Genomic DNA, 12,817 nt, shown 5'->3' with positions numbered 1-12,817 from the left:
GTGCCGAACAAGATGGCCCGGTAAGTATTCATACCGGGTCAGCTCTCCTGGATTGCCCCCATTCGCAGCTTGGTAGCAAGAGCACGTAGGAATTCGTGTTGAATTCTGGCTGCCTCTTTCAATTGTTTCCTGTTTAAAGTCCCTCTCAGTTCCTTTAAAGCTCTGGCGCTGATGACAGCCAGTTGTGCCTTGATTTCACCACGTTGCTGTGGCGTGAGGCTCGGTTTAGGTTCGCTTAAAAGGCCGTAATTCTCCAGTACAGCTTTCTTTTCCGCAAAGCTCTTTTGCATGATGGGTAGCACCACTTTTTCCTGCTCGGGAGTGAGTTTCAAGCGCAACGTCACCCAATCTGTTAAATCGTCATACTTCTCCCAGAAGTCAGCATTCGCTCCCTGCTGCTGGGCCGCGCCAGGTATGCTGCCAAAAGCCAGGGTCAGGGAAATAACGACCACCAATAGGGGTGGTAAGTGATTAGACTGGATCATAAGTCGCATATTGGCGCTCCATTTTTCTAACTGAATTAAGGTTAGCAGTGGCGATTACCTTGGGTTTGGCGCTGAACAGTCCCTTGGTAATAAACATTCTCGTTGATATTCCCTTACTGTTTTTGCCTGTCTGGTGGTGCTTTTTCCGTTCGAATTTCCAGTAGTTTATGAGGGCCTATTTCTCTATGCGCCTTCTGGGGGGCGGGGTAGAATCCCAGGCCTAATGGATGCACATAGGAGCGGTGAGAATGGCAGTAAAAGTAGCGGTAACCGGGTTTGGCGGACGTATGGGGCGAGCCCTGGCAGAGGCGCTGTCGCTTGCAGAAAAAGCTGAACTTTCTGCCGCCGTGGTGCGTCCGGGCTCTAGCCTGGTTGGGGCCGATGCCGGTGAAGTTGCGGGGTTGGGAAGCAACGGCCTTGCGATTGTGGACAGCCTGGAAAAGGCTGACTTCGATGTGTTGATCGACTTTACTGCGCCGCAGGCAACTGTGGATAACTCTGCCTATTGTGCTGCCCATGGGAACCCCATTGTAATTGGCACTACCGGTTTTGATGCGGAGCAGAAAAAGCAGGTGCTGGCCAATGCGAAGAAGGTGCCATTGTGCATGGCCAGTAACTTTTCCACAGGTGTAAATCTGTGCTTCAAGTTGTTGGAGACAGCGGCACGGGTAATGGGTGAAGATGCAGACATAGAAATTGTTGAAGCACATCACCGCCACAAAGTGGATGCGCCCTCGGGCACTGCGTTGAGTATGGGAGAGGTCGTGGCCGAGACCCTGGGCCGCGATCTGGAAAAAGTGGCGATCTATGGGCGCGAGGGTCAGACCGGCGCCCGTGAGCGCGATACCATCGGCTTCGCCACTGTGCGCGGTGGCGATGTGGTCGGCGAGCACTCGGTGATGTTTTTGACTGAGGGAGAGCGGGTTGAGATCAGTCATCGCGCTAGCAGTAGACTCTCTTTTGCCCGCGGCGCGGTTCGGGCTGCTTTGTGGCTGGTTGGTGATGGCAGTGCGCGCACACCTGGACACTATGATATGCGCGATGTGTTGGGGCTGAACTAATCTCACCATGACCAGTTATTTTTGGTGCCTACAGGGGCGCCGCCAGATGATTTTGTAATTTTCATTTGCCCGCCATTTTTGTGGGCGAAGCTATAAAAGGCCGCTGGGTTTCCCACCCTATCGGCCACCCTGTAATCCCTTTTGAGGAACTGCTATTGGAAAAGAAGCTGATTGTCGGCAGTGAGGAGTGGTGCGGGTTTCCTGCACTTGGTATTCCGGCGATAAAGGCGCGAGTGGATTCTGGAGCGAAAACTTCCTGTCTGCACGCTTATAACATCCATACCTTTAAACGCGACGGCGAACCCTGGGTAAGTTTTGAGGCTCATCCATTGCAGCACCAGCGCCGCCCCTCTGTGCGTTGTGAGGCTCGGCTGCTGGATAAACGCCTGGTACGGAGTTCCTCAGGTGAAAGCGAGAAGCGCCCGGTAATTCGCACATCCATGTCTGTGGGGGGCAGCGTCTGGGATATCGAGTTGACCCTGACTAATCGCGACAGCATGGGTTACCGCATGTTGCTCGGCCGGGAGGCCATGCTGGGACGTATGTTAGTGGACCCCTCGGAGAGTTTTTGCCTGGGTGAGATTCCTCAAAGCCAGTTGGATGAGTTCTACCGAGATGAACACCATATAGCAGGTACCGGCCTGCGTATCGGTGTACTGGCATCCAATCCGGATCTCTACAGTAACCGCCGCATTATGGAAGCCGGTGCCGAGCGCGGGCATCGCATGAGTTTTCTCGATATCCGCCAGTGCTACATGAAGCTAGACCCGAGTGAGCCAGAGGTGCACTACCGTGATGGCAGAATCCTCAATAATCTAGATGCCGTGATTCCACGCATCCGCCCCAGCCAGACTTTCTATGGTTGCGCCCTGACGCGCCACTTTGAAAGCTTGGAAGTGTTTGCCCTGAACGGTTCGGCAGCAATCAGTCAGTCGAGGGATAAGCTCTTTTCCTTGCAGCTGTTACAGCAGAGTGGTCTGAATATTCCCACTTCCGGTTTTGCCAACTCTCCGGTGGATACCAACGAGCTGATTGAAATGGTGGGCGGCGCACCTTTGGTTGTGAAGCTGCTGGAGGGGACCCAAGGACGCGGTGTGGTGCTGGCGGAAACCCGCAAGGCGGCCGAGTCGGTGATCAATGCGTTCAAATCCCTGAAGGCCAACCTGTTGGTGCAGGAGTTTATTCGTGAAGCCCAAGGCAAAGATCTGCGCCTGTTTGTCATCGATGGTCGCGTGGTGGCTTCAATTCAGCGGGAAGCGGCACCCGGGGAGTTTCGTGCCAATATCCACCAGGGAGGCACTGCATCAGTGGTAAAAGTCACCCCGGAGGAGAAGCGCCTGGCGATTAAGGCCGCCAAGGTGTTGGGGCTCAAGGTGGCCGGAGTGGATATTATCCGCTCGAGTAAGGGGCCATTATTGCTTGAGGTTAACTCGTCTCCTGGCCTCGAAGGGATTGAGAGCGCCACACGCAAGGATGTGGCCGGCGCTATGATCATGTCTATCGAGAAGGCGCTCAAGTGGCGCTCGGCAGTAACAAGCGATGGTAGTGGAGGGACTCCTCAGGTGATGTAACGGTAGCTGCGGGCGGTAATGGCGCCGACGCTGGCAGGCCCGGTAGACTAACCTTCAGGGGTGGCCGGGCTTTCCGCTGGCGCGCAACCACAGCCTCGGCGTAGGTCTCAAGCCGCGGGCTTCCGCCGATCAAAACCGTTTGCCGGGGCGACAATTGTACTGTCCCGGGCGGTGCAACCCCCAGGGCTTGAACGACCGTGAAAACTCGCAGCTGTCGCACCTTCTCCCGCCTGTCCCTGATTTTTATCCTATTTCTAACTTTGCTTATCGGGTCGGGGGTACAGGCAGCGGTGTACCTCTCCGATACCCCTCTGGGGCGACGGGTGATGGTGGATTACATTTTGCACTTCGCCTACAACCTGCAGTGGCCGGTGAATGCCTTTGCTAACCATAATGCACCTTTCAAAGTCTGTCTGATGGGAGGAGGTTCCCTCGATGAACCGCTGGCTGAGCGCTTCAAAAATCAGCGTATCGATGGTCGCCGGGTGGAGCTGGAGAAGATCGATCTGAAGGAGATGCTGCGCGCGCGAAAATGCCAGATCGTGATACTTGGTGCCATGGAGCGCGCCAATTTATTAAAGATTCTGGTGGCCGTAGAATTCTTCCCGGTCCTCACCATCAGCGATGCCAAGCGCTTCGCCGCAACCGGCGGCATGATCGAGTTTGCTGACAGGGGCGGCGAGGTGGCTTTGCGCATGAACAAGACCATGCTGGAGAAGGCGGAGCTGAAAATGGGGAACAGCCTGTTCCGTCTCGGACAGAAACCGAATTGAACAATATTGGCCCGCTGCGGTTGGCGTATTTTTGCACTAGCGTCTAGAAGCGAATTCGCGTAGAATCTGCGCCCGAATTTGGGCCGGTGCCGCGAAGCTGAATCGCGCAGCGCGAGCCCACCAAAAAGCCGGTGGCAAGCATCGGCCAATTTGTGAGAGCCGCGCGTGAAAAGATTTTTAAAGCGAGATGAAGCTGCGATGTTTCATCTCGCTTTTTTATGCGCGCGCCAGTCAGGAGCCGCGTGCTCCAAAGCCCACAAACCCCGCCCGGAAGCAGTTCTGAAGATTGGAGTTCAATTTGACTAAAGCTGTCCCTACGTCGGAGGCCTTCATGCCCCACAACTTTATGCAGAGTACAACTCCCGCGCTGCTGGTGCTCGCTGATGGTAGCGTCTTTGAAGGACGCGCAATCGGTGCCCACGGCAGTTCTGTTGGCGAGGTAGTGTTCAACACATCCATGACCGGTTACCAGGAGATCCTCACCGACCCCTCCTACGCCCGCCAGATTGTGACTCTGACCTACCCGCACATCGGCAACACTGGCACTAACCAGGAAGATGAGGAGTGCGCTGAAATCTGGGCTGCCGGCCTGGTAATCCGCGACCTGCCGCTGCTCGCCAGCAGCTTTCGCAACGAGCAATCCCTGGAAGACTACCTGCGCGAGCGCAATATCGTCGGTATCGCCGATATTGACACTCGTCGCCTGACCCGCCTGCTGCGCGATAAAGGTGCACAGAGCGGTTGCATCGTCGCCGGTGACAATATCGATCGCGAAGAAGCCCTGGCCAAGGCCAAGGAATTTGCCGGTCTGAAAGGGATGGACCTGGCCAAGGTGGTGAGTACCAAGGAAGCCTACCCCTTTAGCGAAGGTACCTGGGAACTGGGCGAAGGCCACAAGGCCGCGCCGGAACAGCCCTTCAAAGTAGTGGCTTACGACTTCGGTGTGAAGCGCAATATTCTGCGTATGCTGGTGGATCGCGGCTGTGATATCACAGTAGTACCGGCGGAGACCCCTGCTTCCGAAGTACTGGCGATGAATCCCAACGGTGTATTCCTGTCCAATGGCCCCGGTGACCCCGAGCCCTGTGAGTACGCGATTACTGCTATCCGAGAGATCCTCGACGCCGGTATCCCGACTTACGGTATCTGTCTGGGCCACCAGCTGCTGGGCCTGGCGGTGGGCGGTAAAACTGCCAAGATGAAGTTCGGTCACCATGGTGGCAACCATCCGGTACAGGACCTGAACAGCACCAAGGTGATGATCACTGCACAGAACCACGGTTTCGAAGTGGACGCCGACAGCCTGCCGGACAATGTGGAAGTTACCCACAAGTCCCTGTTCGACGGTACCTTGCAGGGTATTCACCTGAAGGACAAGCCGGCCTTCAGCTTCCAGGGACACCCGGAAGCGAGCCCGGGCCCACACGATGTGACACCGTTGTTCGACCACTTTATCGATTTGATGAAAGAGCGCGCCTAAGGGCGTAGCCGCCCAGGGTAGGGCAAATAACCGCCGCTTTTGCGGCGGTTATAAGGAGACTCTGAATAACGCCGTAATACCTCTGCGGGTCCTTGAAGGCTGCAGATGTTAGGCGCAGCTCGCCGCGAATGGCCGTAGCCCTTTGCAAGAGCTGCAACGCAGCAGCTGTGGCCTTCAAGGCCCGCCCTTCGGGGCTTGCATAGCGATTCACACTCCGCGTTGCGACTTCTTGAAAGGTCTAGACATTCCTGCGAAGCCGCGCCTTGATTGTGAACCGCTCTGCAAGCCAGAGGCATCACGGAGTTGTTTAGAGTCTCCTTACAAGAAACGAATGAAATTTAGCGCAGCCGGCCTTAGCCGGTAGTAGAACGGAAGAAAGATGCCAAAACGCACAGATATCCAAAGCATTCTGATTATCGGCGCAGGCCCCATCGTGATCGGCCAGGCGTGCGAATTTGACTACTCTGGCGCCCAGGCCTGTAAGGCGCTGCGCGAAGAGGGTTACCGGGTGATCCTGGTGAACTCCAACCCGGCCACCATCATGACCGACCCAGCCATGGCCGATGCCACCTATATCGAGCCGGTGGAATGGCGCACCGTAGCCAAGATTATCGAGCAGGAACGCCCTGACGCCATCCTGCCCACCATGGGCGGCCAGACAGCATTGAACTGCGCACTGGACCTGGACAAGCACGGTGTCCTGAAGGAATTCAATGTCGAGCTGATCGGTGCGGACAAAGACGCTATCGAGAAAGCGGAAGACCGCGACCTGTTCGACAAGGCGATGAAGGCGATCGGCCTGGAAACTCCGCGCGCCAAGATCGTCCACTCCATGGAAGAGGCGAAGAAAGTACCGGAAGAGTTCGGCTTCCCGGTAATTATCCGTCCGTCCTTCACCATGGGTGGCTCCGGTGGCGGTGTGGCCTACAACTGGCCGGAGTTTGAAGAGATCTGTAAGCGCGGTCTCGATCTCTCCCCCACCAACGAACTGCTGATTGACGAATCCCTGCTCGGCTGGAAAGAGTACGAGATGGAAGTGGTTCGAGATAAGAACGACAACTGCATCATCGTATGTTCCATCGAGAACTTCGACCCGATGGGTGTACACACCGGTGACTCCATCACCGTTGCTCCGGCGCAGACGCTGACCGATAAGGAATACCAGCTGATGCGCAACGCCTCCATCGCGGTACTGCGCGAGATCGGCGTTGAGACCGGCGGCTCCAACGTACAGTTCGGCGTCTGCCCGAAGACTGGCCGCGTGGTTGTGATCGAAATGAACCCCCGCGTATCCCGCTCCTCCGCACTGGCTTCCAAGGCCACCGGTTTCCCGATCGCCAAGGTCGCGGCCAAGCTGGCAGTGGGTTACACCCTGGATGAGCTGCAAAACGACATCACCGGTGGTGCCACTCCGGCGTCTTTCGAGCCGTCCATCGACTACGTTGTCACCAAGATTCCGCGCTTCACCTTTGAGAAATTCGGCGAGGCCGATGCGCGCCTGACTACCCAGATGAAATCTGTGGGTGAAGTAATGGCCATCGGCCGTACCTTCCAGGAGTCCCTGCAGAAAGCCCTGCGCGGCCTGGAAGTGGGCAGCTTTGGTCTGGAAAGCAAGATTGACCCAAGCAAAGACGGCGCTGAGAGCCGCCTGCGCAGTGAACTTTCCGTACCCGGTGCCGAGCGTATCTGGTATGTGGGCGACGCCTTCCGCATGGGCATGAGCGTCGGCGAAGTTTACGACCTGTCCGGTATCGATCCCTGGTTCCTGGTGCAGATCGAAGAGCTGATCAAAATTGAAGAGCCGCTCAAGTCACTGCCTACCTCAGCGTTGACTGCTGAGCATATGCGTTTCCTCAAGCGCAAGGGCTTCTCCGATCGCCGCCTCGCGGACTTACTGGGGGTGAGCCAAAAGAGTGTGCGCGAATTCCGCCACAAGCTGGGTGTATTCCCCTCTTACAAGCGCGTGGACACCTGTGCTGCTGAGTTCAGCACCTCTACTGCTTACATGTACTCCACCTACGATGAGGAGTGCGAAGCGCAGCCGTCCGACAAAAAGAAAATTATGGTACTCGGCGGTGGCCCCAACCGTATCGGCCAGGGCATCGAGTTCGACTACTGCTGTGTACATGCCGCTCTGGCGATGCGCGAAGACGGTTACGAGACCATTATGGTCAACTGTAACCCGGAGACCGTTTCCACTGACTACGACACTTCCGACCGCCTCTACTTCGAGCCGGTAACCCTGGAAGATGTGCTGGAAATTGTTGCCAAAGAGAAGCCGGAAGGCGTGATCGTACAGTTCGGCGGCCAGACCCCTCTGAACCTGGCGCGCTACCTGGCCAACGAAGGTGTGCCGATTATCGGTACCACCCCGGAACAGATCGACCGCGCCGAAGACCGCGAGCGCTTCCAGCAGATGATTATGCGCCTCGGCCTCAAGCAGCCGAAGAACGCTATCGTGCGCTCCGTCTCCGAAGCCATCCAGGCCGCAAAAGAAGTTGGCTACCCGCTGGTTGTGCGCCCGTCTTACGTACTGGGTGGCCGCGCCATGGAGATTGTCTACAAGGAAGACGAACTGCTCACTTACATGAAAGAAGCGGTACAGGTTTCCGACGAAGCGCCGGTACTGCTGGACCACTTCCTCAACGCCGCCATTGAGGTGGATATCGATGCGGTATCCGACGGCCAGGACGTTGTGATCGGCGCCATCATGCAGCACATCGAACAGTGTGGTGTTCACTCCGGTGACTCCGCCTGCTCCCTGCCTCCTTACAGCCTGCCGGCGGATGTGCAGGACCGTATGCGCGAGGAAGTGAAAGCCATGGCTCGCGAACTGGGCGTGGTTGGCCTGATGAACACCCAGCTGGCCTATCAGGACGGCGAGATCTACGTGATCGAGGTGAACCCGCGCGCTTCCCGCACCGTACCGTTCGTCTCCAAGTGCATCGGTACCTCATTGGCGAAAGTGGCTGCGCGCTGTCAGGCGGGTATCAGCCTGAAAGAGCAGGGCTTTACCGAAGAGATTGTTCCGGATTACTACTCCGTCAAAGAGTCGGTATTCCCCTTCAACAAGTTCCCGAAAGTGGACCCGATTCTCGGCCCAGAGATGAAGTCTACCGGCGAAGTGATGGGTGTAGGCGCCACCTTCGCGGAAGCCTTCGACAAGGGCCTGGTTGCCGCTGGCGATCGCCTGCCGGAGTCCGGCCGCGTATTTATCTCTGTGCGTGACTTCGACAAGGCCGATGCAGTGGGCGTTGCCCGCGATCTGGTGGAGCTGGGCTTTGAGGTGATTGCCAGCCGTGGCACCGCCAAGGTCTTGCAAGAAAACGATATTCCCGTTACAACCGTCAACAAGATGAGTGAAGGTCGCCCGCATATCGTCGATATGATTAAAAACGATGAGATTGCACTGGTGGTGAACACCACCGAAGGGCGCCAGGCGATTCGCGACTCTGCGGATATCCGTCGCAGTGCCGAGAACCACCAGGTGTGCTACACCACCACCCTGGCGGCCGCTCAGGCCATGGCGATGGCGATGCGCCAGGAGCAACCGCTGCAGGTGCGTCGCTTACAGGATCTTCACCAGCGTGTCGTCAAGCTCTCTTAAAAGCTAATCAACTTGTGAATTTCGGCCGGGCATAGTGGTTTTACTTGGCCCGGTTTCGTCGTAACAATAATGGAGGTCCCACATTGAACCGGGTACCAATGACCGTTGAAGGCGCGGAAGCGCTGCGTTCAGAACTGGATAATCTGAAAAAGGTCGAGCGTCCTGCGGTGGTGCAGGCGATTGCCGAGGCGCGCGAACACGGTGATTTGAAAGAAAATGCCGAGTATCACGCAGCGCGGGAGAAGCAGGGCTTTATCGAGGGGCGTATCCAGGAAATTGAAGCCAAACTGTCGCAATCTCTGGTTATCGATGTTAAGTCGATTGAGCCTAGTGATAAGGTCATTTTTGGCACTACGGTGACGATTATTCACCTGGATGATGACCAGGAAGTGACTTACAAGATTGTGGGTGACGATGAAGCCGATGTAAAAAACAAAAAAATCTCTGTGAATTCACCGATTGCACGTGCCCTGATTGGCAAGGAAGTCGGAGATGTGGTGGTAGTGCACACGCCATCTGGTGTGGTGGAGTATGAGATCGATACGGTAGCGCATCTGTAATACAAGCAGAAAAAAAGGGCGGCCAGTGGCAGCCCTTTTTGGTGAAGAGCGATTATTGGAATACGACGCTGCTGTTTCCATGGCCCACCTGGAGGACCAGTGCAGTTTCACAGTGGCCAAACTGGCCTACCAAGATATCGTTGTAACCACCAACCTGGACTGCCACCGCCTCGTGCTTTTTACCTATCTGGCCCAGGTATACATCGTTACCATATCCAACCTGCTGAGCGTTCGCGTAGTGGTAGTAGCCGGCCTGGGAGATATCCGCCTCGTTGTACCAGCCTTTCTGGTCAATGAACGCATCATGATGCTTCCCGTAAACCTGACGGATATCGGCATCATTTCTATAACCATGCTGCTTGATATCGGCGTAGCTTTTATCACTGTACTGGTCTACGTCAGCGTCGTTCCTCCGACCTCTTTGGCGAACGACGGCATCATTGTGGTCGCCATACTGATCAATTTCAGCATCATTTCTGTAGCCGCGCTGCTTAATTCTGGCGTAATTGTAATCGCCGGGTTGGTGAATATCGGCGTCGTTTAGCCAGCCTTTCTGATCAATATGGGCGTCATTGTGATTTCCGGTCTGGTGCGCATGGGCATCGTTCAAGCCGCCGTGCTTCTGGTGGATACCGACGTAGTTCCCCACACCGTATTGAATAACGTCGGTTTCGTTCCAATAGCCTTTTTGTTTGATTACGACCACACCGCCGTAACTACCCACCTGTTTAATGGATGCCTCACCATAGTTGCCACTCTGCTTGATCTTGGCAACATTATACGCACCATGAGCCTGGAGAGTTTTCGCCTTGTTGCCATTACCTTCTTGATGGTGGAAAGACTTACTGACGTACTCATTTAATTGCAGGGTTTTAGAGCGGTTGTAGTCACCAATCTGTTTACTGACAGAGTGGTTATATCCCCCGCCATATTGCAGAACATTCGCGTGGTTAGCATCACCGTGTTGATACTGAATTGCTTTGCTGTCGTGCTCATTGGCCTGTTCAGCAGCAGCTTTATTGTAGTTACCATATTGCTTCTGCAAGATCAGGTTGTCTTTGGTGTCGGAGCCAAGTTGGATAGCGTAGGCGTCATTGCCGTGACCATATTGGGCCTGCTCGGTAACATTGTCGGCTGCAAAAGCAGCACCGCTGATAGCGAAGGCGATAGCGGCAGCGATAGGGGTCAGAGTCTTCATGAATTTCTCCATTACAACAAACATCAATGAAAAATACGTTCAGCTTTATTGGGCTGAGCAGTGTGGCACTTAGTCCTTTAGCCCTGTGCCGGGGGATTTACAGTAAAGGCGCCAAATCAGCTGAGAGCGCACAACTGTAAACTGGTCGCGTAGACAATCATTTTGATTGAAACGCAGGTAGACTGTGTCGAAGGAAATGCTGGGGGGGGGGAAACTGGTGCATGGTCGTTGGCATCCTTGATCCTGCTTAGGAGTCCAAATATTTGTTCCGTCCCCTTCATTCTTGTCCCTATAACTGGTTGCGGCTATAGGAGAGAAGTTCTATTTCTGTGGGAATAAAGTTCTATTTTTAGCAAAAAAAATAAGCGACATAAAAAATCTAATTTAGACCCTGATTCGTCCCTTTATGCAAAGTGATTATTTATAAGAGACTCGAAATACAGAAATGATGAATAAGGATAAACCCGCTGAAAAACGAGCCTAAGCAGGCTATTTTTTAAGGAAATATTACGTCCAAATCAATTGTAAAATTACTGGGTAGCCCAGCCCGGAAAGTAAGTTAGGTACAGCAGGTGCAGCCTTGCTGAAAGGCCTCGATGCCCTTCAGCAAGGCTAAAGTAAGAATTTATTGATGTACAACGGCCTTATTGCCATACCCTGTTTGGGTAATATTGGCAGACTCTGAAAAACCGCTTTGAATCACAGTGGCATCATTCATGCCGCCTGATTGGTTCACAATGACCAAGTGGCCTCCGCCGAAGCCGCCCGCACCTGACTGCATAATATTGGCACTATTCATATAGCCGTCCTGGTTAACAAAGGCGCTGTTATACCAGGAAACTTGCACAATGGTAGCAGCATTGCCATCACCATTTTGAATAATATCTGCTTCGTTATGCATATCTCTCTGTAAGATGTCGGCGCTGTTGGATGCGCCCATTTGCTGAATACTGGCGTAGTGTCCAGCGCCCTCCTGCTTGATTATTGCATCGTGGTAAGAGCCTTCCTGGAAGATATAGGCTTCAGAATCGAAGCTGGCATATTGGCCGACAAAGGCGCCATGCACACTGCCAATTTGCTCAATAACTGAATTATTGCCACTGCCCAGGTGCTGCTGGATCTCCGCTACATTGCCCACCCCACCCTGGCGAATGATCGCCTTACTATTGTGCGTGGACAATTGGTAGGTTTTGGCCTTATTGGCTGTACCAGACTGAAAGATTAAAACACTATTGTTTGCGCCCCCTAGTTGCAGGCTGTAACTGTCGTTCAGTGTTCCCCTTTGAACCTGGTAGATAGTGCTCTCAATTTCATCCCGTTGATCTGCTTCAGCGTTATGTAAGCTGCCACTTTGAAAAATTTCAATGTTGTTATCTATTGCAGCGCTATTTTGATCCGCTAAAGCCGTATTGCTGGAACCACTTTGTTCCAGTGTGGATGTGTTCCCCGCCGCATTGGCCAAGCCACTGGTGGTAAATAGCACCACCAGGGGTAAAACGGTAAATCTGTTCACTCCTTACTCCTGTGCATTACTACAAGTCATATTTTCCCATCCTCATGCCCGACGCAGATCCGGAGCGGGATGAAATTGATGTAATAAAAGAGGTTTTCATCGAGAAACCAATAGTTACAGTGGTACTCTAGTTGACTATTTCAAAAGAGAAGCGGTTTGGCATTAGGCTTTTTGTTTATTGTAATTGTTGACAGTTTTTTTGAGTTTTCTTTAGATAAGCAGAGCAAACTTTGCCAATATGGTAAGGTTTTTTAGTCTTATTTTTTACCTTAATAAAAAATCATCTATTGTCGATGCATAAGCACACTAGGGGCTAACGCCTTGATAATGTGATCCATGCCAAGTAAGCCAGTATTGCTTATAGGGTTGCAAAGCTTATGGGGTCGGTAATTTCATCTTCAACATTATTGTCGCTTCAATAATTAGAACGAGAAGTGAAAATAAATGGTGGCAATGCAAACATTCACTCTTACCATTATTTTCACTTCTCGATGATGTGAAATTTTATGTTGCCTAGCTTATTTTTTCGTCGATAAAGTGTAATTATCCTTAAAACAAAATTGGATTAG

10 protein-coding genes and 1 pseudogene are annotated in these 12,817 nt (G+C 53.6%); 7 read left to right on the top strand and 4 right to left on the bottom strand.

Features of this window, described 5'->3' with window-relative positions:
• Nucleotides 1-38: 38 nt before the first annotated feature.
• Nucleotides 39-494 carry a hypothetical protein gene (locus ACCI49_RS08655; RefSeq protein ID WP_371838562.1) on the bottom strand — a complete coding sequence of 152 codons (456 nt, stop codon included), beginning with the start codon at nucleotides 492-494 and terminating at the stop codon, nucleotides 39-41.
• A gap of 239 nt (nucleotides 495-733) precedes the next feature.
• Between ACCI49_RS08655 and dapB the strand changes: the two genes are divergently transcribed.
• From dapB to carA, 5 genes and pseudogenes are all read left to right on the top strand, one after another.
• Nucleotides 734-1,546, top strand: coding sequence for a 4-hydroxy-tetrahydrodipicolinate reductase (dapB, locus tag ACCI49_RS08650; RefSeq protein WP_371838561.1), 813 nt, complete (start codon nucleotides 734-736; stop codon nucleotides 1,544-1,546).
• A gap of 80 nt (nucleotides 1,547-1,626) precedes the next feature.
• Nucleotides 1,627-2,103 (top strand): annotated as a pseudogene (locus ACCI49_RS08645) (ATP-dependent zinc protease family protein); the annotation flags it as partial.
• An 84-nt stretch (nucleotides 2,104-2,187) separates the two neighbouring features.
• Entirely contained in the window at nucleotides 2,188-3,117 is a 930-nt protein-coding gene (gene rimK, locus ACCI49_RS08640; protein WP_371838593.1) for a 30S ribosomal protein S6--L-glutamate ligase, read from the top strand.
• 197 nt (nucleotides 3,118-3,314) lie between these two features.
• The gene (locus tag ACCI49_RS08635) at nucleotides 3,315-3,890 is read left to right on the top strand and encodes a YfiR family protein (RefSeq protein WP_371838560.1); all 576 of its coding nucleotides are present in this window, start codon (nucleotides 3,315-3,317) and stop codon (nucleotides 3,888-3,890) included.
• A 331-nt stretch (nucleotides 3,891-4,221) separates the two neighbouring features.
• The gene (carA, locus tag ACCI49_RS08630; protein ID WP_371838592.1) at nucleotides 4,222-5,370 is read left to right on the top strand and encodes a glutamine-hydrolyzing carbamoyl-phosphate synthase small subunit; all 1,149 of its coding nucleotides are present in this window, start codon (nucleotides 4,222-4,224) and stop codon (nucleotides 5,368-5,370) included.
• On the opposite strand, the gene ACCI49_RS08625 is transcribed toward carA, so the two are convergent.
• Nucleotides 5,342-5,581 (bottom strand): hypothetical protein, encoded by a 240-nt coding sequence (locus tag ACCI49_RS08625; RefSeq protein WP_371838559.1) that lies wholly within the window; start codon nucleotides 5,579-5,581, stop codon nucleotides 5,342-5,344. The genes carA and ACCI49_RS08625 overlap by 29 nt on opposite strands.
• 168 nt (nucleotides 5,582-5,749) lie before the next feature.
• Between ACCI49_RS08625 and carB the strand changes: the two genes are divergently transcribed.
• Both carB and greA read left to right on the top strand, forming a co-directional pair.
• Nucleotides 5,750-8,977, top strand: coding sequence for a carbamoyl-phosphate synthase large subunit (carB, locus tag ACCI49_RS08620; protein WP_371838558.1), 3,228 nt, complete (start codon nucleotides 5,750-5,752; stop codon nucleotides 8,975-8,977).
• Nucleotides 8,978-9,060: 83 nt separating this feature from the next.
• Nucleotides 9,061-9,537, top strand: coding sequence for a transcription elongation factor GreA (gene greA / locus ACCI49_RS08615; protein ID WP_371838557.1), 477 nt, complete (start codon nucleotides 9,061-9,063; stop codon nucleotides 9,535-9,537).
• A 52-nt stretch (nucleotides 9,538-9,589) separates the two neighbouring features.
• Here the strand turns inward: greA and ACCI49_RS08610 are convergent, their stop codons facing one another.
• A complete protein-coding gene (locus ACCI49_RS08610) occupies nucleotides 9,590-10,735 on the bottom strand; it encodes a hypothetical protein (protein WP_371838556.1) in 1,146 nt (381 codons plus the stop codon).
• Between the two features lie 625 nt (nucleotides 10,736-11,360).
• Nucleotides 11,361-12,248, bottom strand: coding sequence for a hypothetical protein (locus ACCI49_RS08605; RefSeq protein WP_371838555.1), 888 nt, complete (start codon nucleotides 12,246-12,248; stop codon nucleotides 11,361-11,363).
• Between the last annotated feature and the right edge of the window lie 569 nt (nucleotides 12,249-12,817).

This window comes from Microbulbifer epialgicus (genome assembly GCF_041447265.1).
GTDB lineage: Bacteria > Pseudomonadota > Gammaproteobacteria > Pseudomonadales > Cellvibrionaceae > Microbulbifer > Microbulbifer epialgicus.
This window is presented reverse-complemented; position numbering and strand designations above follow the sequence as displayed.

Bases quoted from the DNA above. Each gene is read 5' to 3' on its own strand.
- ACCI49_RS08655 (WP_371838562.1), bottom strand. From the start codon at position 494: ATGCGACTTATGATCCAGTCTAATCACTTACCACCCCTATTGGTGGTC.
- dapB (WP_371838561.1), top strand. From the start codon at position 734: ATGGCAGTAAAAGTAGCGGTAACCGGGTTTGGCGGACGTATGGGGCGA.
- carA (WP_371838592.1), top strand. From the start codon at position 4,222: ATGCCCCACAACTTTATGCAGAGTACAACTCCCGCGCTGCTGGTGCTC.
- carB (WP_371838558.1), top strand. From the start codon at position 5,750: ATGCCAAAACGCACAGATATCCAAAGCATTCTGATTATCGGCGCAGGC.
- ACCI49_RS08610 (WP_371838556.1), bottom strand. From the start codon at position 10,735: ATGAAGACTCTGACCCCTATCGCTGCCGCTATCGCCTTCGCTATCAGC.